We start from the raw sequence: 22,893 nt of genomic DNA, 5'->3' as shown, positions 1-22,893 counted from the left end.
TCTTACTCCTGGTTCAGTGTCATTCGGCTGCGGTGTGGATCTGGATCAGTGGTTCACTGGCCTGAAACTGCCGCACATCGTTCAGCATGGGCGAGAAGCGGCCCAGGGTTCCTGAGGTGAATAAAGTGTCGCCGGAGGGAAGCACAAGATCGCGGCGATTGGAGGCAGCGGAGGGAGCAGCCGCAGGTTCAAGGTGCTGGTCGTTTCCGCTGAGAAGCTGCAGGCGAAGCAAGTTGTATCCAGGGACGAGACGTTGGATCTCGTCGAGGATGGCAAAGGGATCGAACGGCGAAAGCTTCGGCTCAAGATTGTTCGCGGTGAGCCAGACAGCGTGACGGTCGGCCTCGCCTGCCTGTGCGCCACGGCTCTGGCCCATGTCGGCTCGGGTCCCTGGCGTGCTCTTGCCGAAGGGAACGAGGGCGTGGACATCGGCACCCATCTTGTCAGCAACACGAACGATCATCTCGAAATCAGTACGGACCCCGGCGCGGTCACCGGCCTTTTGCACAAGCTGGAGGTCGCCATAGCTGTTGGTGACGGAACCCGACTTCTCATAGAGGTTCGCAGCGGGAAGAATGACATCGGCCAGCTGCGCGGTCTCCGTCATGAACATCTCCTGCACGACAACGAAGGTGTCTTTGAGCGCGGCGGGATCGACGTTATAGCGCGCAACCGGATTGGAGTTGACGACATAGAGTGTCGAGAGCTCGCCGCGGCCGGCCGCTTCAAAGATCTGAAGCATATCGAGGCCGGGTTCGGTGGGAATGGAGTATTCAGCAAAGGGCCCGGGATTCGCAATCGGCGTATAGCCGGGGAGCATGTCGGGCAGCAGACCCATGTCCGCTGCTCCACGGGAGTTTGCGTAGTCGGAGAGCAGGGCAAACTTTGCGCCGGGGATGGTGAGGCCGAAGTCGATGAGACGCTTGAGGTCGGCTCCACGGAACTCTGAACCGATGAGAATGAGAAGCTTTTCCTCTGCTTTGACCGCATCGCGGAAGTCGGAGAGTGCGTTTGCGTCAGATGCAGTGTTGGAGGCCGAAGCGGCATCGCCTGCGAGATAGGCAGCAAGTGTGCCATAGCCAAAGGGAGCGAGTTGGAGGAAGGCCTTGGCCTGACGGCGGAGCTTGATTTCTGCGGTGTTGGCAACGTAGAGGCGCGCCTTGTTCAGGCGGACGTCGGTACGAAGATTCCACGCTGTTCCGGGAGCCTGGTTGGTGGGATCTCCTCCTACGACGAGGACGGCCGGGAAGTTCTGCGTATCGCGCCATGAAGCGGTACGGCCCTTCTGGCCTGCGAGCGCCTGGGCGAAGGTGACGTAGTCGGCGGTGCGATGGTGATCAATATTGTTGGTGCCGAGCACAGTCCGGGCGAACTTCTGCAGCAGGTAGGCCTCTTCGTTGGTGAGGCGATTGCCGCCGATCACGCCGATGGACTTGCCACCGCGGGCATCACGCAGCTCGCGCAGCTTTTTGCCGGTGTGGGTAAAGGCCTCTTCCCAGGAGACAGGCTTGAGCTCGCCATTGGACTGGCGGATAAGCGGCGTGGTGATGCGGTCTGCGGAGTTGGCGAAGTCGAAAGCGTAACGGCCTTTGTTGCAGAGGAAGTCACCGTTGATGCCGCTCTTGTCGCGATTATCTCCGCGGATGATCTCTGCTCCGTCAGTCGTGGAGCGGACCCCGAGAGTGGTCTTGCAGCCGTCTCCGCAATGGGTGCAGACGGTGGCGACGTGATTCATCTCCCACGGGCGAGTCTTGTACCGATAGGTGCCCGAAGTCAGAGCGCCGACAGGGCAGGCATCGATGCACATGCCGCACTGCTCGCAGTCAAGGTGCGCGAGGTTATCAGGCGACAGTTGGGCAGGGATGTTGGGAGCAATCACCGCAGACGACCCGCGATTCTGGATGCCAAGCGCGAAGACGTCCATGCCTTCGCCGCACATGCGAACACAGCGGTAGCAGAGAATGCAGCGGGGACGGTCGAAGTAGACCACAGGTGACCACTGCTGCTCTTCGCGGTGGTTCTTAGCCTCGGCGTAGAGGCTCTCACCTGCGCCGTACTTGAAGGTCATGTCCTGCAGTTCACACTCGCCGCCTGCGTCGCAGACAGGGCAGTCGAGAGGATGATTGCCGAGAAGGAGCTGAAGGGTGGCCTTGCGGGCCTGGGCTATTTCTGGGGTCTCGGTCTGGACGACCATGCCCTCGGCGACCGGTGTGGTGCAGGCGGTCTGGAGCTTGGGCATCTTCTCGATGCGGACGACACACATGCGGCAGGCGGCTTGAAGTGAGAGTCCCGGGTAGTAGCAGAAGGCGGGGACTTCGATGCCAGCAGCCTTGCAGGCATCGATGAGCAGAGTGCCCGCCGGGGCGGTGAGTTGTTTGCCGTCTACGGTGAGGGTTACGTCTGGCATTAGTGCGCTCCCACGAGCTGTTCGACCGTAATGATCGGGGTTCCGGCCTTGTGGCCTTCAATGTAGTCTTCGAATTCTTTGCGGAACTTCTTGACGAAGCCGAGCGTCGGCATAGCAGCAGCATCGCCGAGTGGGCAGAAGGTACGGCCCATCATGTTTTCGGCAAGGTACTGAACGTTGGCTACGTCCTTCTTCGAACCGCCGCCGTTATAGACACGGGTGAGGGTCTTCTTGATCCAGTCTGTGCCCTCGCGGCAGGGGATGCACCAACCGCAGGACTCGTGCTGATAGAAGGCGATGGTGCGCAGGGCAAACTCGACGATTGAAACGGTCTCGTCCAGCACCACGATGCCGCCAGAGCCGAGCATGGTGCCCGCCTTGCCCATCTGGTCGAAGTCGAGCCCTACGTCGATCTCTTCGGGAAGCAGGACCGGGCAGGAGGATCCCCCGGGAACGACAGCCTTGAGTTTCTTGCCGTCTTTCACTCCGCCAGCGACATCGTAGATGGCCTTCTTGAGGTTGTAGCCCATGGGCAACTCGTAGACACCAGGGCGCTCCACGTGACCGGAGATTCCGAAGAGGCGAGTACCGCCGTTGCGCTCGGAGCCAATCTTGGCGTATGCCTCGCCACCCATCAGAAGGATGTGCGGAGCGGAGGCGATCGTCTCTGCATTATTGATGACGGTAGGGCCACCGTAGAGGCCGACAACAGCAGGGAAGGGTGGCTTGATGCGGGGAACACCACGCTTGCCTTCGAGGGACTCCATGAGGGCAGACTCTTCGCCCACTTCGTAGGCTCCTGCACCGGACTGGGTCACGATGTCGAAGTCGACTCCCGAACCGAAGATATTTTTGCCCAGGAAGCCGCGGGAGTAAGCGTCGGCAACGGCCTTTTCGACGATCTTGAGGAGATAACGGTACTCACCGCGCAGATAGATAAAACCCATTTTCGCGCCGATAGCGAGACCGGCGATCATGGTTCCTTCAATGACCGCATGAGGATCATGCAGGAAGATGACGTGGTCTTTGCAGGTGCCGGGTTCGGACTCGTCGCCATTGACGAGGACATACTTGGGCTTTTCCGACTGCTTCGGTACGAAGGACCACTTCATACCGGTGGGGAAACCAGCCCCGCCACGTCCGCGAAGGCCGGAAGCCTTCATGGTATTGATGACCCAATCCGGGCCTTCGGCGATTGCTTTCTGGATGGCCTTGTAGCCGTCGAGCTCGAGGTACTTGTCGATATCGGCTGCGCCCTGTCCGAAGCGGCGGCTGATGACTTTCACTTCATCGGGATGGGAGACGAGGGTCGGCATGGTTACTTCACATCCTTTCCCTTGCCGGCGCGGTAGGTCTCGAGAATGTCGTCGACCTTGGCGGGGGTGAGATTGTCGTGGAAGTCATAATTGACCTGCATGACCGGCGCCCAGCAACAGGCTCCGATGCATTCGACCTCTTCAAGGGAGAAAAGCTTGTCGGCGGTGACCTCTTTATGGCCGATACCAAGCTTGTGCTTGCAGTGATCGAGAATCTCGTACCCGCCGCGCAACATACAGGAGATATTGGTACAGACCTGCACGTTGTACTTGCCCGCAGGCTTGGTACGGAGCATGGAGTAGTACGAAAGCACATTGCGGACGTCCAACTCAAGCAGGTCGAGCCGCTGGGCGATCTCGGTGACAACGGCGTCGGAGACGTAGCCAACTTCGTCCTGCGCGTAGAGCAGCATGGGGACGAGGGCGGAGCGCTTGACCGGATAAAGCGTGACCAAGTGGTCGAAGCGCGTTGCGGTCTCGGGCGTAAAGATTGAATTGGCGATCTTACTCACTGTGCATCATCTCCCGCGCCAGTTGTTCGGCGGCAAGGTCCATCTCCTGTGTCTTTCCATCCAGTTTAACCGTTCCATCCTCTTCCAGTGAAAAGGAAGAACGATTTCCTTCGCTGCCTTCGGCGAGATCGTGCGTAAAACGAAGCCAACGACTGGCGACACGAAGCGTGATCTCGTCTGCGCCGACCTCGACGACTGCATGATGCCGGCTGTTGAGTCCATGGGCGGCGGCGTAGGAGCGAAGCAACGACGCCCAGGAGGTCCAAAGTTCATGATGGAGTCGGTCGTTGATATGGACTGCCTCCAAATTCGGTGTCGTTCTTAGCGAGATACAGGAATTCTTCTCTTCGCTCAGAATGACAGGCAATGGCATTAGCGATCGATGGCTCCCAATACGATGTCGAGAGAACCGATGACTGCAACAACGTCGGCGAGCAGCCTGCCTTTGCACATGGTCTCGAGTGCCTGAAGATTTGCAAAGTCAGCATTGCGCATGTGCACACGATAAGGCTTGGCGGTGCCGTCAGAGACGACGTAGTAATTCATCATGCCGTGCGCCGCTTCTACTGAGCTGGTGGCTTCACCGGCCGGAACCGCAAAACCCTCGGTGACAATCTTGAAGTGATGGATCAGCGACTCCATCTGGGTCTTCATCTGCTCACGGTCGGGCAGGATGATCTTCGGCGCGTCGGCGACGATGCGGCCTTCGGGCATGCCGTCCAGCGCCTGCAGGCAGATTTTGACCGATTCGCGCATCTCCTCCATGCGCAGTACATAGCGTGCCCAGACGTCGCTTTCGGTCGTAACCGGCACCTTGAACTGGAACTTCTCGTAGCTGGAGTACGGCATGTCGCGGCGCAGGTCGAAGTCGATTCCAGCCGCACGTAGAGGAGGGCCGGAGACGCCGAGGGCGATGGCATCTTCAGGTGTAATGTAGCCCACGCCCTTCAGACGGTTGATCCAAATGGGATTGCCTGTGAGAAGCGACTCGTACTGGTCGATCTTCGAGGGGAAGTCGAGGAGGAAGGCTCGGATCGCCTCGAAGAGGCCTAGAGGTGGCTCAAGGCTGACGCCGCCGATACGGATATAGCTGGTCATCATGCGCTGGCCGCTAACGGCCTCGAAGATGCGCATTAGCTGCTCGCGCTCGCGGAAACAGTAGAGGAAGACGGTGAGAGCGCCGATGTCCATCGCGTGCGTTCCCAGCCAGACCAGGTGCGAGTTAATGCGCATCAGCTCGTTGAAGAGCACGCGCAGCCACTGGGCCTTTTCGGGAATCTCAAGCTCTAGCAGCTTTTCGACTGCAAGAGCGTACGCCGTGTTGTTGGTCATCGGCGAGAGATAGTCGATGCGATCGGTCAGCGGAACAACCTGTTGGTAGAACTTTGCCTCGCAGGTCTTCTCGATGCCGGTATGCAGATAGCCGATATCGGGCGCCAGGGAGACGACGGTTTCGCCGTCGATCTCGAGCACCAGGCGGAGCACACCGTGGGTCGAAGGGTGCTGCGGCCCCATGTTGATGACCATCGTCTGGTCGGCGATGGGGTCGGTGCCATGCTTGTGGAGATTGGCGTCCGCGACGACGTCTTCAATTCCGGGGATGATCTGGTCAGGAGCGGCAACAGGAGACATTAGCGGTAGCCCTCCACGGGGTAGTCTTTACGCAGCGGGTTGCCCTTCCAGTCTTCAGGCATCATGATGCGGCGCAGGTTGGGATGGCCGCCGAAGTGAATGCCGAAGAGGTCGAAGACCTCGCGTTCATAGAAGTTCGCCGCAGGCCATGCCCCTGTGATGCTGTCGAGGGAGGCGTCGTCGCCGACCAGGCGAACTACAAGGCGAAGGCGGCGCTTCAAAGCGTGAGAGAGAAAGCTGTAGCTGACCTGAAAACGGGGCTCCGAGGGATACCAGTCGACGGCGGTGACATCCTCGAAGAAGTTATACCCAGCCTGCTTCACGGCCTGACAGGCTGCGACAATGTTTTCGCGGGCGACGGTAAGTGTCAGCTCACCGCGATCAAATTTGGCGTCGGTCGCGAGATGAGAGAGCGCCTTTACGGCAGGCTCGTCGGGAAACGCCTCAAAGACGGCCTGAGTTCCAAAGATTGCCGGGGCCATTAGAGATCTCCCTTGTCGGTGGACCAGTCAAGGACGCCCTTCTTCCATACATAGAAGAGGCCTACGGCGACGAAGCCGAGGTAAACGAGCATCTCATAGAAACCAAACATCTTCGACCCGGTGATCTGGGGTAGACGCCGAAAGATGACCGCCCAGGGCAACATGAAGACGGCTTCGACGTCGAAGAGAATAAAGAGCATCGCAACCATATAAAAGCGGACCGAGAAGCGACCGCGCGCGTCGCCGATGGGGTCCATGCCGCACTCGTAGGGTCCAGCCTTGGTGCGTGAGTTTTTATGCTTGCCGATCAGAAACGAGGCCCCCACCATTCCGCATGCAAGACCAAGAGCTACTAGAATTTGCAGGACAAGCGGAAGATAGTTCCAGATGTAAGGATAATTGTGCATGGCCATCTTTGAGACTAAGTTTGTGGTTGTCCAGTGTCAAGCCAAACGCCTATTTGTGCGGCTATCGCGCCTTCAACGCAAAAGCTGAGAGTAGGCATCGATGATGCGGTCGCCGATTTGTGCCGCAAGCAAGCCTCCTGCCGCTAAAAAGCTACCGAAGGGGAGCCTGGTTGAGCCGGCGGCTCGGCCACGGACGAGGAGATAGACGCCATAAAGGCTGGCAACCAACGTCCCAAAGAACAGCGACAGGATAGATGGCCAGAATCCGAGCAACGCGGCGATCATTGCCAGCATTTTGACGTCGCCCAAGCCCATCCCCTCCCGGTGCCTGATGGAGCGATAGAGCCAACGGATAACGAGCAGAACTAGTGCCGCTCCCACAATCGCCAGCAGGCGACCCCCGATGAGAGCTTCCGGGCCGGTAAGGAAGACGTTACCGGGATCGGTGGTTGCTCCCACGCTGGTCAGCTTGATGCTGTTGCGGGTCAGCAGGACCTGATCCTCGGTGGGCCCCAGGAAGATGGCCTGTGCACAGATCAGCACGAAGCCGAGGATGATTCCTGTCCAGGTGAACGAGTCCGGAAGGAGCCCAGTCTGCCAGTCCATTACCATCAGCCCAATCAGCAGAAAGCCCAGGATGGTGACGGCAAGATTGGTGATGATCGCAAACGGTGCATACGAAGAGGGCGCGTTGTGGCCGCTGTTGAAGAAGTAAAAATGCAGAATCGTATGGAGTCTCGCGGCCTGAATCGTGAACCAGACAGCGGTAGCCATCTCAACGGCGGGATAGCGCCACGGAATGGGCTGGTTGCAATCACGGCATCGGCCTCGTAAAAAAAGCCAGCTGAGAACCGGAAAATTGTCGTACCAGCGAATGGGAGCTTTGCACTCTGGGCAATGCGATCCAGGTTTGACGATGGAGTTTCGCTGCGGCAGGCGAGAGATGCAGACATTGAGAAAGCTGCCGAAGATCAGGCCGAGAATGAAACCAGCTGCTTCGTAGACGATGCGCGAGGTCACACAGAAAAGTATACGGCGATCAGAGCGAAACCAGCATAGGTGTATCCCAAGACCAGAAGAAGACGGTGCAGGCTTGCTATCAGGAAAACCAGCACATGAAGTCTTCAGTGGAGCGGAGGAACACTGGATTCGCTTTTTTAGAAGTCGACGTGCATACGAAGAGCTTCGACGAGTACCGGGCCACGGTCTTTGTTGTAGCCAGGATGATCGATGAACTGCATATTGAGCGCATAGTACAGCCCGCGCCATGCGTGCAGATTGTAGTAGCTTTCGACGATGTTTTCGCGAGCGTAATTCAACGTGCCGTCGCCCAGAAGAAAGCCCAGTCCGCCATAGCGCAGATAGTTCTGGTGGTCTCGCGAGATGGCATTGGAGACAAAGGCAACGCCAATCTTGTCATTCGGGCGAGAGAATCCACGACCGGAGTAGTCGCCACCAAAGGCCACGGTCTGATCGACCTCGGTATAGGCATAGGACTCGTGTTGACCCTCGTTCCAGCCGAATCGCGCAAAGGTTCGCAGGTTTTGAGTGATCTCCTGTTCGACGTTCAAGCCAAAACCGTATTTGACCTCTCTGAACCTCTCATGAGCTGTGATGTCGGGTTTTGGATCGTGGCCTGCAAGAAAGGCATTCACTGCATCTCGATAAAGTCCCATATGGGCGCGGTTGACGAAGCTGAGGACGCGCACGGTTCCTTTGCGTTCGGGAGAGGCGAGATGGCCGAGCAGCGACTTGCGCAGTTCGAACTCGAAGTTCTGTCCAGTCGCGCGGCTGAAGGCCCAGTCGAGATCGATCCCGTTGGCTACTGTAGGCATAGCAGCGAGGCCGTATCGGGCTGACCATGATCGGTCATGGTATTCGAGGACAGCGCCGTAGGTGTAGCCTCGAGTATCGGCGGCATAGTCCCAGGCTCCATTGTTATCAACGGTCCAGTTGAGGAACTGAAGGTGACTATCGGAACCGATAGAGTTGATGTCGAAGTAGTCAGGCAAGCTCATCTTGCCGACGTGAAGCTCGAATCGGCGCTCCGGCAACTGTGTTGCCAGGGAATACGGAGTGCGATCGGATTCGACCAACTTGTCAGTCAGGCCGATGACCTGATGAATCTGGACACGCGCCACGTAGGGCTTCGATCCCAGATTTGGATTGCGGACGACATCGAGATTGGTGAATCCTGCAAGTCCGAGGGCTTGGCTGATACCGCGGCCGCCCGTGGATTCAAAGTCGACGATGGCGTCGGTGGCATAGCGCAGGTTGTGATGGAGTTGAAGCCCGAGGAAGAGTGTCCCCACGAGGGATGTTTTATATTCGCCACGGCCTTGCAGGCTATTCGTGCCGTCGTAAGGCGAATGGAATGGGCCGTGGGCCTGGAGAATGATATTGGCCTGTCCCGAGATGAAATAGCGGGTGGAATCTGAGTGCGGAAAGATGCTTAGGCTTTCTGCAGGTGCCGGGGCGTCGGGAAGGGGCTCCGGAGAAGGTGCATTTTTGCTGCCGCGCTGATTGTTGGCGTAGATCGGGAGGGTCAGTGTGAGAAGAAGGAGGGCTTGAAAGGGTCGAATCAATTTTCGAATACCCGAGATATTAATTAACTGTATAGAGGGTGCAGGAAGAAGATGAATGTTGCGCAAAAATAATCTATTTTCAATTAGAAAACGGCAGGAGAGAAAAGAGTTCACGGGATGGTTTGAGTCTATCGAAAGGTTTCCAGCAAGAGCCAGCCGTTGAGAGCTGCGATAAGAAGAGCGACAAACCATCCTGCTATACGAATCCAGGCTTTGTTGACGAAAGATCCCATCAGAGCCGAATCGCTCGTAAACCGCACCAGAGGGAAGACTGCAAAACTGAGCTGCATACTCAGGATGACCTGACTAAAGACTAATAGACGGCCCGTGCCTGAACTCCCATAAATTGCTGTGACGATGATGGTGGGTACGATCGCAATCAAACGCGTGATGAGACGCCGTTGCCAGTTTGGAAGGCGAAGATCGAGAAAGCCCTCCATGACAATCTGTCCCGCCAGTGTGCCGGTAATCGTCGAGTTCTGACCTGAGGCGAGTAAGGCGAGGGCAAACATCATGCTGGCTCCGGTAAAGCCCAGCAAAGGAGTGAGCAGCTTGTACGCGTCGCTAATCTCCGCGACCTCCGTGTGCCCGCTGCGGTGGAATACAGCGGCCGCCACAATCAGGATGGCGGCATTGATAAATAGGGCGATCGTGAGCGCCGTTGCGGAATCGAAGTTTGCCAGGCGAATGGCCTCACGCTTCCCGGCGAGAGTGCGGGGATAATCGCGCGTCTGCACGATGGACGAATGCAGGTAGAGGTTGTGAGGCATCACCGTCGCACCTAAAATGCTGATGGCGATATAGAGCATCTCCGGGTTGGAGACGATCGATTTGGAGGGAACGAAGAGGTTGTAGAGGATAGGCGACCACTCTGGGCGGGACAGGAGAATCTCGATCCCGAAGAGCACCGCAATCGTTCCGATCAGGACCATGACAAAAGCTTCAAGGTAACGGAAACCACGATGTTCCAGCAGAAGAATGAGAAGCACATCGAGGCTGGTAATAATGACGCCGACGATCAGGGGTATTCCGAAGAGAAGCTCAAGAGCAATCGCAGAGCCAATAACTTCCGCTAGATCGCAGGCAGCAATCGCAATCTCAGCGAAGATCCAGAGCACGATGTTGACCGGGCGGCTGTAGCGATCGCGGCACGCCTGCGCTAGGTCGCGCTCTGTTGCGATTCCAAGTTTGAGAGCAAGGCTTTGCAGCAGAATGGCCATCAGGTTTGAGGCCATGATGACGAACAGAAGTGTATATCCGTATTTCGATCCGGCGGCGAGATCGGTAGCCCAATTGCCAGGATCCATGTACCCGACAGCAACCATGAATCCCGGTCCAAGGAATCCTGCGGCACGTCGCCAAAGCTGATGGGAGTTCGAGACGCGAACACTGGCATGAGCTCCCGATAAGGACGGGAGACGGCCCGTCTCAGGTTTCGTCACGGTCGATGTGGTTGTGGTCTCCATGCCTCAAGCGAAAGGCCCTTAAGACGAGTATGACATGAAACGTTAACCATGATTAATAATAAATTGTAATCAGTAGATTACTTGATGCGCACCCAGATCTTTTCGGCTGCGGGTTTTCCGAGGGTGAAAGCGCCTTTTGGGGTTTCGATCGATATAGTTTCATCGTAGTTTCTCGCGCCAATTCGGATCGAAGACTGAGGGTCGATTCCAAGCTTGTGTAGAAACAGAAGCAACTGAGGATCGCGTTCGTACAGGCTGGTAACGATGTAGTCTTCCTGCTCTTTGGCCTCAGAAAGCTGAATCAATCCACGCTTTTTTCTCCGCAAAGGGCTTTCCGGGAGAACCGAATTTCCATGAGGGCAGGTTCCGCGCTCTCCTAACTTTTCAATCAGTTTGGCTTCGAAGGCCGGTGAAACCGCGTGCTCAAGGCGTTCGGCTTCGTCGTGAATCTCGTACCACTGCATCCCAAAGATCTCGGAGAGCATTCGTTCGATCAGATGGTGTCGAAGGGCTGTTTTGTAGGCTGTCTCTTTGCCTTTGGCGGAGAGTTGAATGGTGCCATCGGTTTTAACCTGGACATACCCATCGCGCTTCAGGCGCTTAATGGCCATGGTTACGGCTGGAGCCGAGACTGACAACCAGTGCGCCAAAGTTGCGGAGATGACGTGTTGCCCTTCGGACTCAGCCTCAAGAATCGCTTTGAGGTAGTCTTCCTTCGATACCGTAATGGAGTTCATCCAGCTCTTCTCCGCTTTACTTCCGAATTAACTATAGCTAACCCCGGTGGCTTATCGAAATACCCACCGTGTCATTCTTGACCGAAGGCAGCAACGTCGCCGAAGCGGAGAGATTTCCAATTTCCTCGCGAAGACGAACGTACACAAGAGAGAACTTGATTCCGAACAGAGGAAAAGCGTAGCCTGTGCGGACACGGGAAAGGAGGATGATCCAGCCTATGAAATCTGATAGTAAAAGTTGCATCAACACACGTGAGGTGACTGAGGCTTAGAGCGTCCTTGCTCTTAAGTCCTGGCGGCTTCAGTTGTTTGCTGAACGTACTCCGCCGAGGCCATAGTCCAAACAAGGACGCCTCAGGTCAATCTCAACAGTTCACCGACAACGGCCCGCTGCTCTTGATGAGCACGGGCCGTTCGCGTTTAGCCGTAGAATGGACAGCATGACACCTCTGGTAATTGCAGGAAGAGCCTTTCAGTCGCGACTGATTGTTGGAACGGGAAAATACAAAGATGGGCCGGAGACTCAGGCCGCAATCGAGGCTTCTGGTGCTGAAATGGTGACGGTTGCTGTGCGCCGGGTAAACCTCGATCGTTCGAGCGAGTCTCTGCTGGACTACATCGATCCCCAGCGCTACTTCCTGCTGCCGAATACCGCAGGTTGTTACACGGCTGAAGAGGCGATTCGGGCAGCTCGTCTGGCTCGTGAGGTGGGGCTATCGGACTGGGTAAAGATTGAAGTGATCGGGGATCAGGCGACTCTCTATCCGGACATTCAGGCAACGCTGGAAGCGACTCGTGTTTTAGTAAAGGAAGGGTTTACAGTTCTTCCGTATACATCTGATGATATTGTATTTGCGAAGCGGTTGATTGATGTAGGAGCCGCCGCCGTCATGCCTCTGGGGGCACCCATCGGCAGCGGTCTTGGGTTGCAGAACACAGCGAATCTTCGGATTCTGCGCGAACTGATCACTGAAGTTCCATTGATCGTGGATGCGGGAGTCGGGACTGCCTCGGACGCCACCGTCGCGATGGAGCTGGGTTTTGATGGCGTCTTGATGAACACTGCTATCGCTCAGGCCAAGGATCCTCTACTGATGGCTGAAGCCATGCAGCACGCAGTCCTAGCCGGACGACAGGCCTACCTGGCGGGCCGGATGCCGCGCAAACTTTATGCGACTGCAAGCTCTCCGCTGGAGGGAATCTCAAAGTAAGCTCTCAGGACTCAAGCCAGCCAGTCGGAAGCGCCCCAAAAATGAAGTAAACTTCGCCCATGCGAGTCTTTGGGATCGACTGCGGCACGGAGTTCACCGGATACGGTGTAGTTGAGGTGGACTGCGAGGCGCGGATGCCCCGTTTGTTTCATGTTGCTGCGGGAACGATTCGCCTCAACAAAAAACAGAAGACGCCGCAACGGCTGGCCCAGGTCTATGCCGAATTGACCGCCGCAATTGCATTGCACCAGCCAGAGGTCGTTGCGATAGAAGAGGTTTTCTTTTCTGCAAACGCAAAATCGGCGCTAAAGCTGGGGCAGGTTCGTGGAGTTGCGATGCTGGCCGCAGCTAGCATGGGGTTAGAGGTTGTGGAATACGCTCCGCTCAAGATCAAGAGTTCGGTCGTGGGCTACGGGCTTGCCGCGAAAGAGCAGGTGCAGTACATGGTGACCCGCCTGCTGGAGCTGGATCAGGCTCCCGAATCAGCCGATGCCGCCGATGCTCTGGCGATTGCCATCTGCCATATCCACACAGCGCAAACTTTGATGGCCCAGGGAACTCTGCGATGAAGACCCTGTTCGTGCTCCTCGGGATCACGGCGTCTACCTGGGCACAGGCAGTTACCTCTGCAAATCCTGCATTAGGAAGCGCGGCTGGTTCGCCGGCCGAGGTAAGCTTTCAGTTCGAACGCAATGGTCTGCCGGTTCCTAAGTTCACCCTTATCGTCCACGAGGATGGAACCGGAAGCTACCAGGCGCAGATCGCTCCAGTAAGCAATGGAGCGGGAATAGGAACGCAGGCCCCTGCGAGTCCTCCGATCAATCGGCCCATTAAAGTTACTTCACAGACAACAGAGACGATTTTCAAAACCGCTCATTCGTTGGATCGGTTCAACATCGAGTGCGCTTCGAAGGCTAAAAATATTGCTGATACCGGCAAGAAGATCCTGAGCTACAAAGGTTCAGATGGTCAGGGATCTTGTCTTTATAACTATTCAGAGAACAAGAGCGTAACGCAGCTGACCGATATGTTTCAGGCAATTGCCTTCACAATGGACGAAGGTCGAAAGCTGGACTTTCTGCATCGATTCGATCGCCTGGGTCTGTATTCGGAGATGGATGTCCTGGGACATGAAGTCGAAGAAAAGCGGGCAATCGAATTGGGCAATATCGCTCCATCGCTCCGCTCGATCGTTGCCGACGAGGCTCTGATGCAGAAGGTGCGGGAGCGGGCTGCAAAGTTGTTGGCTCAGGCGGAAGAGAATAGCAGATAACCGGCTAATCTAGTTTTGCTGGTTACCTCTAAGAGAACGGTAGAGTTCTGCCATTACCTCCAGGCTGAGGGATTCTGCTCGCGCCTGACGCGGCATGTCCGTCGGCCAGCTAGTGGCCAATTCGGACGAGGAATACCCAGCTGCCCGTAGGTTATTTTCAAGAGTTTTACGTTTCTGAGCGAAGCTCTGCTTGAGAAAACGGTCGAATCCAGATGGATCGACTCCGAGTTCGGTGAATCGTGGAGCAAAGTGTAATCGTAAAACGCTGGAGTAAACCTCTGGCGGTGGCGAAAAGGCAGAGGGAGGCAGGGTAAAGAGGTGCTCAACCCGGGCGTTCATCTGCGCGGTGGCGGAGAGCAGGCCATAATCCCTGACGCCCGGCGATGCGGCGACGCGATCGGCAACTTCGCGTTGCATCATTACGACGGCGTGTGAGAGTAGCCCTGTCGAACCTGCGGCGAAGAGCTTCAGCAGAATATCTGAGGTGATGTAGTAGGGTAGGTTTCCGATAACGTCTGCCGTTTGCCCACTCGGAATCAGAGAGGCGAGGTCGGCCTTGAGGACGTCGATCTCGACGATCTTGACCTGAGGCTGGTCTGCAAAACGGTGGGCGAGCGCGGGAGCCAGCTCGCGGTCGAGTTCGAGAGCGATTAAGTTGCCGCATCGTGGGGCGAGGATCTCGGTAATGGCTCCGCGTCCAGGGCCGATCTCGATAACGGTTTTCTGGCTCACATCTCCGAGAGCATCGGCGATGGCATGACGTGCACGGTCGTCAATAAGGAAGTTTTGGCCGAGTTTTGGCTTGCGTTTCATGGGTTCGGAAGCGTAAAGGCTATTTTCTGCATCTCTTTGTATAGACTAACGTTTTGGTGGAAGAAGGACGAAGGAGACGGCATGCATATTGTGTTCGCGGCATCGGAGTGCGCACCCTGGGCAAAGACGGGAGGGTTGGCGGATGTGATCAGCGCACTGCCGAAGACGCTGGTGAAGATGGGGCATAAAGCACAAGTTTTTATCCCGTACTATCGCCAAGTGGCGAAGGCCGTCCCCAGCCCTGCCGTGATTTTGAAGAGCATTACCATCCCATTTCCTTCGTATAGCCGCTTCGCTCGCCTTCTGGATGGAGGAGTTGTCGACGGAGTTCAGATGTACTTTGTGGATTGCCCGGAGCTGTTCGATCGCGAGAGTTACTATGCGACGCCCTCTGGGGATTATCCCGATAATGCCGAGCGTTTTGGGGCCTTCTGCCGCGCCGTGATCGAGTCCACCAAAGTGCTCGGGGTCCCGGATGTCTTCCATGTCCATGACTGGCAGACGGCGATGCTTGCAGTCATGCTGAGATCGATTTACTACTTCGATCCCGTCTTCCGTAAGGTCCCTACGATTCTGACGATCCACAACGGAGGGTATCAGGGATGGTTTCCTCCGCGCACCATGGAAACATTGCTTCTGCCCTGGGACATGTTCACCAAAGACAAACTGGAGCACTATGACAAGGTGAATTTCCTAAAAGGCGGGGTGGTGTATGCGGATGCGATCACCACGGTAAGCCAGACGTACGCGCAGGAGATTCAGACCCCGGAGTTCGGCAACGGGCTTGAGGGGACGTTTCGAAGCCGCGCGGGGGACTTGTTCGGTATTCTCAATGGCGCAGACTACACGGAGTGGGATCCTGCCATTGATCCGCATATCGCGGATCACTACACGGCGAGCAAACTGGAGGGGAAGCGCGAGTGCAGGCGCGATCTGCTCCATGCGTTTCGCTTTGAAGACGTTCATGAGAATACGACCGTGCTTGGTGTCGTCTCGCGGCTGGCCACTCAAAAGGGGATCGATTTTATTGTCGATATCCTCGACCGTCTGATGCAGGAAGACGTGGTCCTGGTGATGCTGGGTAGTGGGGAGGAGTATTACGAGCGTCTTCTCACAGAGGCGGCGGAACGATATCCGTCGAAGATGAGGGTTCAGGTTAAATTCGACAACGTGATGGCGCACAAGATCGAAGCAGGTTCCGATATCTTCCTGATGCCTTCGCGCTATGAGCCCGGTGGCCTGAACCAGATCTACAGCCTGAAATATGGCACGGTTCCCGTGGTCCGGGCGACCGGAGGTTTGCAGGACACGATCGAAGAACTGCCGGACGGGCAGGGAAACGGCTTTAAATTCGAGGGCTACGATTCGAACGCATTTTGGGATGCGGTGCAGAGAGCCTTAGAGACCTTCCGCCAAAAGAAGACCTGGACAGCCATGATGAAGCGAGGGATGGCGCAGGATTTTTCGTGGGAGAAGCCAGCTCAGGAGTACGTGCGGATCTATGAGCGTACGATTCAGAATCGCGGCAACTGACCGCGAGCCCTTCTTTGGAATGCGTAATGCAAAGGAATTCCCATCAGAATGATGAGAGTCCCAATGATGGAATTGCGTGGCTGGTCGGCAAAGGAGAAGACCAGCAACACAATCGCGGCGGCTATAAATAAAAGCGGGAGAACCGGGTATCCCCAAACACTGTAAGGCCGGATGACATTCGGTTCGCGCCTGCGAAAGACAAAGACGGTGCTTGCTGTCAGGGCGTAAAAGAACCACTCCGCAAAGATCGCAAGAGAAAAGAGTGCCTGGAAGCGTCCGATGGCCAGCAAAAGCAGCGTACTAAGGACAGCCTGAAGGATCAGTGCAGTGGAAGGCGTCTGAAATCGCGGGTGCACATGCGCGAGCTGACGGAAGAAGAGACCATCGTGGGCTGCGGCAAAGGGAACTCGCGCCCCTGAGAGTGACGAGCCTACAAAGGTCGCACAGATACTGACCGCCATTCCAATCGAAACGAGCCCTGCTCCCCAGTTCCCTGCGATGAGCCGTAGAGCATCTGCGGCAGGACGATCGGCAGCAGCGATGGCTGCAGCAGGCATTACATACTGGATGGCGGCGTTGGTCAGCATATAAAGGCTGCCGACGATGGCGACTCCACCGATGAGCGCCAAAGGCAGGCTACGCTGTGGCTGCTGAACCTCGCCTGCCATCTGGGTTACGTCGCTCCATCCGTCATACGCCCAGAGTGCTGCGATGAGCGCGATCATGAAGCCGGAGAAGCCTCCCCGGGCTCGGGTAAACTCGGTGGCGAAGTTGTGCCAGGTTCCGCGGTCGCCAGCGGCGCCGAAGCAAAAGCAGGCAATCACGACAATGAGAAGGATCTTGAGCCAGGTAAGGGCAAGCTGAACGTTGCCAGACTTGCGAGTACCCAGGATGTTGAGTCCTGTGATGAGCCAGGTCATGGCAATAGCAAAGACCTGGCTCCAGAGCAGTGGTCCGAAGGCGCGGTGTTCAAAGAAGTAAAAGATAGGGAAGGTTGCCAGAACACGCGCGAGGCCTGCTGCGATGGTCGCGATGGATGCTGGTTTGGCGATGGTGATCCAAGTCCACATATAGAGGAAGCCGGTGAGATCACCATAGGCATCGCGGAGGAAAGCGTACTCTCCACCATATTTGGGGCGAAGGGCAGCAACTTCTGCATAGGTCATGGCTCCGAAGAGCGAGAGCAGGCCGCCTACGATCCAGACAAGGTAGACCATTCCCGACGATCCGACTGCTGCCATCATCTCGCGCGGAACGAGAAAGATTCCACTGCCAATAATGATTCCGACGACGATGGAAGTAGCGTGGGAGGCGTTCAGGACGCGCGGAAGTTCTGTCTGAGGCTGGCCGCTCGTTTGCATGCGTTCCTCGGAGATTAGCACATCAGATATAGTGCTTCACTTTCGGCCAAATCTTCGATAGAGGCGGTATTTTAAGTCCGCGGCAGAGATAAATTTTTCGTCGCTCGTAGGGCATGGCATAGGGATTGTTCATCTCGCCAACGACAGTAACCGACTGCCATTTATCGCTGAGACCCTCTCCGTCGCTGCCCAGGAGAATAAGGACCTCGCCGGTTTTGCCCTGAGGTCCCCATAGAAAGTAGTTGTTATGTCCGCCAATAGCAGGTGGTAGATTGCGTCCTAGAAAATTGATTGCGCTGGAAAGACCATAGTCCTCTCCGTAGATGACAGCGGACGCCTGCTCTTCGGGAGAAAGGCTGTTATAAATGCGTTCTACCTGATCGGCATATTCCTGCCATCCGAACCGGTCGGCATAGAACTGCGGTAGGGGACCGGTGGCATGATGTTCGCTACTGGTGACCTGATAGAGGTGCGTATAGCGCGCATAGACGATCCATGTCTCGGGGCGGAGTACAGGAATGGCGAGTGGCATCAGGACAAGACCAGTAAGAATGAGCGCGCTCTCGAAGATGGGAAAGGCCAAGGCGCGGTTCTGCGAGACGGGAGGTGAACGGTGATAGAAACTTTCCCATGCAATACCACCCGCAGCAAAGAGGACAGGATAAACGGGGAGGAGATAGTAATCCTTCGCGTGAAGCAACATCATGCCTACGAAGAAGAAGCAGAACATGAGCCCAAGCCAACGGTAGTCACGCGAACGCAGCAGCCAGATGAGGCCGGCTCCCCAAACAAATAGTGTCAGAGGGTGAAGATTCTTAATCTGTGTCAGCAAAAAGTCGATTGGACCGAGTTCGACGTTCTTGTGATGAACTTTGCCGTTATGCAGGAACTCGAGCGTCGGCCAGTGATTATGGACCTGCCATAACAGATTCGGCAATGCGACCAAAATGAGCAGCGCAACCCCGATGAAGGCCCAACGGCTGGCGAGCAGGCGCCTTTGTGGTGTAAGCAGCAGGGCAACCAGCAGAGCGACGAGGAAGAAAGCCATGGAGGGTTTATTGAGCAACCCAATACCAGCGGAGATGCCGAAAAGAAGCCACCAACGCTCGCTGCCTCCACGAAGCATAAAAATAAGCGCGAGCAGACAGGGCATCCAGAACATCGACTCGAAAGAGTTCATGGAGAGGAAGCTGTCGATGCCGAGATATTGCGGTGCAACCAGGATGCAGATCATTGCAAGTCCTTGCGCTGGTCGTCGGCCGCCGAGAGACCAGGCGAGAATGCCAGTGAGAAAGACCCGAGCCGCTCCGGCGAGGGCAGAGAACATGCGTATCCCAGTGAGAGAGTCGCCAAAGAGAGTTTCGGCAAGCCTGGACTGGAGGGCGACGATCGGGCCATGATCGACGTATCCCCAGGCAAGGTGGCGGCCGCAGATGATGTAGTACAGTTCGTCCCGGAAGTATCCCCAACCCAGATGTGCCTGCCAGAGATTCGCTGCGATATGCAGGACGAGCTTTACGGTGGCAAAGAGCAGGGCAAGGCGAACAGCTTCACGTAGTGAAGGGTCGACAGGTTGGACAACAGTAGTTTGGGCGGTCGCCGTGGACATTCAGGTTTCTCCGGGGGAGTTCGATTACTATTCTTTCCAGAGATTACGGTACGCTCTCGTTTTTGTTCCGGTAATCTAACATGTTGATGTTGGTATCGATGGGCCCGAATATTTTCAAAAAAAAATAGCGTGGGGTGAGTGATGGATTGGACTCCTGGTGGGCTCAGCAGAGATGTGGAGGACCGTCGCGGTTCCTCTGGAGGCGGCTTCGGCGGTGGTGGTCTGGGAATTGTGGGCATCCTCTTCCTGCTCATCATCAGCCTGATTACCGGCCGAAACTACATCGGAAGTTATCTGACTGGCGGAGCGCATGTCGCAACGCCGAATAGCCGGCCGGCGAACTCTTCGCTTGCGGAGGATAAATCGGCACAGTTGGTTTCTTTCGTACTCGACGATGTACAGAAAGAGTGGGAGACGTTACTTCCTCAACAGACCGGGCAACCCTATCGCCATGCCAAGCTGGTGTTATTTCGCGATTACACCCGATCAGGTTGCGGAACGGCACAGTCCCAGACGGGGCCTTTTTATTGCCCGCAGGATGAAAAAGTATATATAGACCTGGGATTCTGGGATGATCTTCGCCGTTTAGGTGGAAGTACGGCTGACTTTGCGCAGGCGTATGTGATTGCACACGAACTGGGACATCATGTACAGAACATTCTCGGGATTGAGCAGCAGATGCGACAGCTTCAGGGACAGAACCCTGGTGCGAGGAACCAGCTCTCGGTGAGATTGGAGCTACAGGCCGACTGCCTGGCGGGAGTTTGGGCGCACACGGCAGCTCAGCGCAAGATCATCGATGAAGCCGATGTGAACGATGGCTTGAATGCGGCTGCAGCGGTGGGTGACGACCATATCCAGAAGATGTCGCGAGGCGCGGTCAGCCCGGAGAGCTTTACCCATGGAAGCTCAGCACAGCGGCAGAGCTGGTTTGTGCGAGGACTTCAATCGGGCAATGTGAACTCGTGCAATACCTTCCAGCAGGGTGGGGGATCGAACGGCAGCTTCTGATCGAAGCTGCCGTTTCCGAAACGAAATACAGAAGCTACTTCTTTCCGAAGACATCGCCCATGCGGCGAATCTGAGCGCCGACTCCGCGCAGTTTCTCTTCAATGCGTTCGTAGCCACGGTCAATGTGGTAGACGCGGTCAAGAATGGTTTCGCCATCGGCTACGAGCGCCGCGAGGACGAGCGAAGCAGAGGCGCGTAGGTCCGAGCACATTACGGCAGCAGACTGGAGAGGAGTTTTGCCACGAACTGTGGCCGTGCGTCCCTGTACTGTGATGTTGGCGCCCATGCGGTTCAGCTCGCCGACGTGCATGAAGCGGTTCTCAAAGATATTTTCGGTGATGGTGGCGGTGCCTTCGGTCTGGGTAACGAGTGCCATGTATTGCGCCTGCATGTCCGTCGGAAAGCCTGGGTACTCCTCGGTGGAGATGTCGGCAGCTTTCAATTGAATATCGCCAGAACGGACGCGGATGGATTCTTTGCCGACATCGAGGCGGACGCCACATTCTTCGAGTTTGGAGATGAGCGCGCTGAGATGAGCAGGTTCGCAGGAGTCGACATTGAGGTCGCCTCCGGTAATGGCTCCTGCAACGAGGAAGGTTCCCGCCTCAATGCGGTCGGGATTGATGCGATGCCGTGCTCCATGAAGGCTGGTAACTCCTTGAACCTTGATCGTGGAAGTGCCTGCGCCTTCGATCTTTGCTCCCATTGCAGTGAGCAGGGCGGCAAGATCGGTAACCTCGGGCTCGCGTGCGCAGTTCTCAAAGACAGTCTCTCCGTCGGCTAGAACAGCCGCCATCAGAAGATCTTCGGTTCCAGTGACAGTGATCTTGTCGAAGACGATATGCGCGCCTTTGAGCCGGTCGGCTTTAGCTTCAAGATAGCCGTGATCGTAGGTGATGTTGGCTCCCATGGCTTCGAGCCCCTTGATGTGGAGGTCAATGGGGCGGCCTCCAATCGCGCAGCCACCCGGCATCGCAACACGCGCCATACCGGTACGAGCGATGAGCGGGCCAAGGACCAGAGAGCTGGCGCGCATGGTCTTGACGATCTCGTACTTGGCAACGGGATCGGAGAGGATGCCGCACTTGATGCGTGTGCGGTGCTGAGCGCGGCCATATCCAAGCTCGACTTCGGCGCCCATGGAGGACAACAGCTTGCGCTCGGTCTCGATGTCGCGAACCTGGGGGATATTCTCGAGGATGACTTCATCTTCCGTCAGAATGGCGGCGGCCATACAGGGAAGGGCTGAATTCTTAGCTCCGGAGACTTTGATCGTTCCGAGAAGAGGGTTTCCGCCGCGTACAACAAACTTATCCATTCTCCCAGTTTACGGAAGAGTTACGAGGAAATGGGTATTGAGATTGGTACGGAAGAAGGAGAGCTGCCCCTTTGAGGGCAGCTCCCCCTAGGCTGAACGGTTAGTTGCCTGAAGATGGGCCAGTCGAGTCCGGCTGCTGCTGCCGCCTGCCATGGGGGCCGCGGCGCATTGAACGAAGCTGCTGCATTTGGTCTGGCGTGAGGACGCTGGCGAGTTGAGTCTGCGTATCCTGGTGGATCGCTCGAAACTGCTCGCGGCGTTGGTCCGGAGTCAGGCTGGTGTTGGAACGAAGCTCAGCTATCTTCTGCTGCTGGCCCGCCAGGATCGGTTCGAGTTTCGCAGTCTGGTCGGCAGAGAGATTAAGTTTTTTCCCAATCCGCTGAGCCGCTTTTTGCGGATCAAATTTGCGATGACGATGGCCAGGTTGTGCTGCAGGCTGCTGCGTCGTGGTGTCGTTTGCAGGAGGCTGGGTCGGTTGTTGACAGAATGCAGGTGTTGCCACAAGTGCAACGGCCAGAGCGGAGCTGAACAAAATTCGTTTCATAGGGTCCTGAGTACTCCTTTCGACAACGCTAAGTTGCCGTACTGCTGAAGACGTAAACACGGACGCAAAAGAATGTTGTGGCGAATGGCACTTGTTGGATACAAATTTATCGGGGCGCATGCCGCATGAATGCTTTACGTTCACACGAGAGCATCAAAGTTTAGCCAGATAATCCATAATCTCCGGGCTGGTCCAGTTCTGTGCGGAGACAAATTTGCGACGTAACATGCCCTCGCGGTCAATGACATATGTTTCGGGAATCTGTACGGTCCCATACATGGTTTCGATTCTCTGTGAGGAATCACGGACAGTAAGAAGATCGACGTGATTTTTGGTGAGAAACTTTTGATATTTTTCGGCGTCTTCATCAATGCTGACGGCAACAATGACGACTTCTGGCATTCGTCGGTGCAACTCCATCAGCGTTGGAAGCTCTTCGATACACGGCGGACACCAGGACGCCCAGAAATTAAGCAAGACAACCTTGCCGCGCAGTTTTGAAAGATCGACTGACTGAGATCCATCGCTGATCGAAAACTGAGGAGCAACCTTATTGACCCGTTCAGGATGCTGTCCACGGTCGCAGCCCGCCGTCAGGAGCAACAACGCAAGGTTCACCCACATAATCCACATTGATTTCTTCACATTTCTATAATACGAAGTTGTGACTCAGAAT

General features: G+C 56.1%; 22 protein-coding genes. 5 read left to right on the top strand and 17 right to left on the bottom strand.

The window, feature by feature from the left end; genetic code table 11:
- Positions 1–19 precede the first annotated feature (19 nt).
- The 11 genes from H7846_RS11775 to H7846_RS11725 form a co-directional block, all read right to left on the bottom strand.
- Positions 20–2,407 (bottom strand): molybdopterin-dependent oxidoreductase, encoded by a 2,388-nt coding sequence (locus tag H7846_RS11775; protein ID WP_186692321.1) that lies wholly within the window; start codon positions 2,405–2,407, stop codon positions 20–22.
- Positions 2,407–3,723: an NADH-quinone oxidoreductase subunit NuoF gene (nuoF, locus tag H7846_RS11770; RefSeq protein WP_186692319.1), complete on the bottom strand. Its 1,317-nt coding sequence runs from the start codon at positions 3,721–3,723 to the stop codon at positions 2,407–2,409. The genes H7846_RS11775 and nuoF overlap by 1 nt, the downstream gene beginning before the upstream one ends.
- Before the next feature lie 2 nt (positions 3,724–3,725).
- The gene (locus H7846_RS11765; protein ID WP_186692317.1) at positions 3,726–4,235 is read right to left on the bottom strand and encodes an NADH-quinone oxidoreductase subunit NuoE family protein; all 510 of its coding nucleotides are present in this window, start codon (positions 4,233–4,235) and stop codon (positions 3,726–3,728) included.
- Positions 4,228–4,608, bottom strand: a complete 381-nt coding sequence (locus tag H7846_RS11760) for a transcriptional regulator (protein ID WP_255460596.1) — start codon at positions 4,606–4,608, stop codon at positions 4,228–4,230. The genes H7846_RS11765 and H7846_RS11760 overlap by 8 nt, the downstream gene beginning before the upstream one ends.
- On the bottom strand, positions 4,608–5,867 hold the full coding sequence (gene nuoD, locus H7846_RS11755; protein ID WP_186692315.1) for an NADH dehydrogenase (quinone) subunit D: 1,260 nt from the start codon (positions 5,865–5,867) through the stop codon (positions 4,608–4,610). The genes H7846_RS11760 and nuoD overlap by 1 nt, the downstream gene beginning before the upstream one ends.
- On the bottom strand, positions 5,867–6,349 hold the full coding sequence (locus tag H7846_RS11750) for an NADH-quinone oxidoreductase subunit C (RefSeq protein ID WP_186692313.1): 483 nt from the start codon (positions 6,347–6,349) through the stop codon (positions 5,867–5,869). The genes nuoD and H7846_RS11750 overlap by 1 nt, the downstream gene beginning before the upstream one ends.
- On the bottom strand, positions 6,349–6,756 hold the full coding sequence (locus H7846_RS11745) for an NADH-quinone oxidoreductase subunit A (protein WP_186692311.1): 408 nt from the start codon (positions 6,754–6,756) through the stop codon (positions 6,349–6,351). The genes H7846_RS11750 and H7846_RS11745 overlap by 1 nt, the downstream gene beginning before the upstream one ends.
- Before the next feature lie 72 nt (positions 6,757–6,828).
- A complete protein-coding gene (locus H7846_RS11740) occupies positions 6,829–7,776 on the bottom strand; it encodes a prepilin peptidase (RefSeq protein ID WP_255460595.1) in 948 nt (315 codons plus the stop codon).
- A 137-nt stretch (positions 7,777–7,913) separates the two neighbouring features.
- A complete protein-coding gene (locus tag H7846_RS11735) occupies positions 7,914–9,341 on the bottom strand; it encodes a carbohydrate porin (protein ID WP_255460594.1) in 1,428 nt (475 codons plus the stop codon).
- 128 nt (positions 9,342–9,469) lie between these two features.
- Complete coding sequence (locus H7846_RS11730; RefSeq protein ID WP_186692305.1) at positions 9,470–10,807, bottom strand: Nramp family divalent metal transporter; 1,338 nt, start codon at positions 10,805–10,807, stop codon at positions 9,470–9,472.
- A gap of 77 nt (positions 10,808–10,884) precedes the next feature.
- On the bottom strand, positions 10,885–11,544 hold the full coding sequence (locus H7846_RS11725; RefSeq protein ID WP_186692303.1) for a metal-dependent transcriptional regulator: 660 nt from the start codon (positions 11,542–11,544) through the stop codon (positions 10,885–10,887).
- Positions 11,545–11,984: 440 nt separating this feature from the next.
- Between H7846_RS11725 and H7846_RS11720 the strand changes: the two genes are divergently transcribed.
- Genes H7846_RS11720 through H7846_RS11710 form a run of 3 tightly spaced genes read left to right on the top strand, consistent with a single transcriptional unit; the run spans position 11,985 to position 14,028 of the window.
- Positions 11,985–12,755: a thiazole synthase gene (locus H7846_RS11720; protein WP_186692301.1), complete on the top strand. Its 771-nt coding sequence runs from the start codon at positions 11,985–11,987 to the stop codon at positions 12,753–12,755.
- A 59-nt stretch (positions 12,756–12,814) separates the two neighbouring features.
- Positions 12,815–13,324, top strand: coding sequence for a crossover junction endodeoxyribonuclease RuvC (gene ruvC, locus H7846_RS11715; RefSeq protein WP_186692300.1), 510 nt, complete (start codon positions 12,815–12,817; stop codon positions 13,322–13,324).
- Positions 13,321–14,028, top strand: coding sequence for a hypothetical protein (locus H7846_RS11710; RefSeq protein ID WP_186692298.1), 708 nt, complete (start codon positions 13,321–13,323; stop codon positions 14,026–14,028). The genes ruvC and H7846_RS11710 overlap by 4 nt, the downstream gene beginning before the upstream one ends.
- 9 nt (positions 14,029–14,037) lie before the next feature.
- On the opposite strand, the gene rsmA is transcribed toward H7846_RS11710, so the two are convergent.
- On the bottom strand, positions 14,038–14,841 hold the full coding sequence (gene rsmA / locus H7846_RS11705; RefSeq protein WP_186692296.1) for a 16S rRNA (adenine(1518)-N(6)/adenine(1519)-N(6))-dimethyltransferase RsmA: 804 nt from the start codon (positions 14,839–14,841) through the stop codon (positions 14,038–14,040).
- Between the two features lie 81 nt (positions 14,842–14,922).
- On the opposite strand from rsmA, the gene glgA reads away from it, so the two are divergent.
- Entirely contained in the window at positions 14,923–16,374 is a 1,452-nt protein-coding gene (gene glgA / locus H7846_RS11700; protein ID WP_186692294.1) for a glycogen synthase GlgA, read from the top strand.
- Here the strand turns inward: glgA and H7846_RS11695 are convergent.
- Entirely contained in the window at positions 16,356–17,735 is a 1,380-nt protein-coding gene (locus H7846_RS11695) for an APC family permease (protein ID WP_186692292.1), read from the bottom strand. The two genes, glgA and H7846_RS11695, sit on opposite strands and share 19 nt — an antisense overlap.
- 22 nt (positions 17,736–17,757) lie before the next feature.
- Positions 17,758–19,344, bottom strand: a complete 1,587-nt coding sequence (locus tag H7846_RS11690; RefSeq protein ID WP_186692291.1) for a glycosyltransferase family 39 protein — start codon at positions 19,342–19,344, stop codon at positions 17,758–17,760.
- A 141-nt stretch (positions 19,345–19,485) separates the two neighbouring features.
- On the opposite strand from H7846_RS11690, the gene ypfJ reads away from it, so the two are divergent.
- Positions 19,486–20,355 (top strand): KPN_02809 family neutral zinc metallopeptidase, encoded by an 870-nt coding sequence (gene ypfJ / locus H7846_RS11685; protein WP_186692290.1) that lies wholly within the window; start codon positions 19,486–19,488, stop codon positions 20,353–20,355.
- 34 nt (positions 20,356–20,389) lie between these two features.
- Here ypfJ and murA read toward each other — a convergent pair whose 3' ends face one another.
- From murA to H7846_RS11670, 3 genes are all read right to left on the bottom strand, one after another.
- Positions 20,390–21,673, bottom strand: coding sequence for a UDP-N-acetylglucosamine 1-carboxyvinyltransferase (murA, locus tag H7846_RS11680; RefSeq protein WP_186692289.1), 1,284 nt, complete (start codon positions 21,671–21,673; stop codon positions 20,390–20,392).
- A gap of 100 nt (positions 21,674–21,773) precedes the next feature.
- Complete coding sequence (locus H7846_RS11675) at positions 21,774–22,217, bottom strand: hypothetical protein (RefSeq protein WP_186692288.1); 444 nt, start codon at positions 22,215–22,217, stop codon at positions 21,774–21,776.
- Positions 22,218–22,370: 153 nt separating this feature from the next.
- The gene (locus H7846_RS11670; RefSeq protein WP_186692287.1) at positions 22,371–22,850 is read right to left on the bottom strand and encodes a TlpA family protein disulfide reductase; all 480 of its coding nucleotides are present in this window, start codon (positions 22,848–22,850) and stop codon (positions 22,371–22,373) included.
- Positions 22,851–22,893: the final 43 nt, after the last annotated feature.

The sequence above is a fragment of the Edaphobacter sp. 4G125 genome (assembly GCF_014274685.1).
GTDB lineage: Bacteria > Acidobacteriota > Terriglobia > Terriglobales > Acidobacteriaceae > Edaphobacter.
This window is presented reverse-complemented; position numbering and strand designations above follow the sequence as displayed.

Excerpts from the sequence above, each read along its gene's own strand:
- H7846_RS11775 (WP_186692321.1), bottom strand. The coding sequence starts at position 2,407 with ATGCCAGACGTAACCCTCACCGTAGACGGCAAACAACTCACCGCCCCG.
- nuoF (WP_186692319.1), bottom strand. The coding sequence starts at position 3,723 with ATGCCGACCCTCGTCTCCCATCCCGATGAAGTGAAAGTCATCAGCCGC.
- H7846_RS11760 (WP_255460596.1), bottom strand. The coding sequence starts at position 4,608 with ATGCCATTGCCTGTCATTCTGAGCGAAGAGAAGAATTCCTGTATCTCG.
- nuoD (WP_186692315.1), bottom strand. The coding sequence starts at position 5,867 with ATGTCTCCTGTTGCCGCTCCTGACCAGATCATCCCCGGAATTGAAGAC.
- H7846_RS11750 (WP_186692313.1), bottom strand. The coding sequence starts at position 6,349 with ATGGCCCCGGCAATCTTTGGAACTCAGGCCGTCTTTGAGGCGTTTCCC.
- H7846_RS11745 (WP_186692311.1), bottom strand. The coding sequence starts at position 6,756 with ATGCACAATTATCCTTACATCTGGAACTATCTTCCGCTTGTCCTGCAA.
- H7846_RS11730 (WP_186692305.1), bottom strand. The coding sequence starts at position 10,807 with ATGGAGACCACAACCACATCGACCGTGACGAAACCTGAGACGGGCCGT.
- H7846_RS11725 (WP_186692303.1), bottom strand. The coding sequence starts at position 11,544 with ATGAACTCCATTACGGTATCGAAGGAAGACTACCTCAAAGCGATTCTT.
- H7846_RS11720 (WP_186692301.1), top strand. The coding sequence starts at position 11,985 with ATGACACCTCTGGTAATTGCAGGAAGAGCCTTTCAGTCGCGACTGATT.
- ruvC (WP_186692300.1), top strand. The coding sequence starts at position 12,815 with ATGCGAGTCTTTGGGATCGACTGCGGCACGGAGTTCACCGGATACGGT.
- H7846_RS11710 (WP_186692298.1), top strand. The coding sequence starts at position 13,321 with ATGAAGACCCTGTTCGTGCTCCTCGGGATCACGGCGTCTACCTGGGCA.
- rsmA (WP_186692296.1), bottom strand. The coding sequence starts at position 14,841 with ATGAAACGCAAGCCAAAACTCGGCCAAAACTTCCTTATTGACGACCGT.
- glgA (WP_186692294.1), top strand. The coding sequence starts at position 14,923 with ATGCATATTGTGTTCGCGGCATCGGAGTGCGCACCCTGGGCAAAGACG.
- H7846_RS11695 (WP_186692292.1), bottom strand. The coding sequence starts at position 17,735 with ATGCAAACGAGCGGCCAGCCTCAGACAGAACTTCCGCGCGTCCTGAAC.
- H7846_RS11690 (WP_186692291.1), bottom strand. The coding sequence starts at position 19,344 with ATGTCCACGGCGACCGCCCAAACTACTGTTGTCCAACCTGTCGACCCT.
- ypfJ (WP_186692290.1), top strand. The coding sequence starts at position 19,486 with ATGGATTGGACTCCTGGTGGGCTCAGCAGAGATGTGGAGGACCGTCGC.
- murA (WP_186692289.1), bottom strand. The coding sequence starts at position 21,673 with ATGGATAAGTTTGTTGTACGCGGCGGAAACCCTCTTCTCGGAACGATC.
- H7846_RS11675 (WP_186692288.1), bottom strand. The coding sequence starts at position 22,217 with ATGAAACGAATTTTGTTCAGCTCCGCTCTGGCCGTTGCACTTGTGGCA.
- H7846_RS11670 (WP_186692287.1), bottom strand. The coding sequence starts at position 22,850 with ATGTGGATTATGTGGGTGAACCTTGCGTTGTTGCTCCTGACGGCGGGC.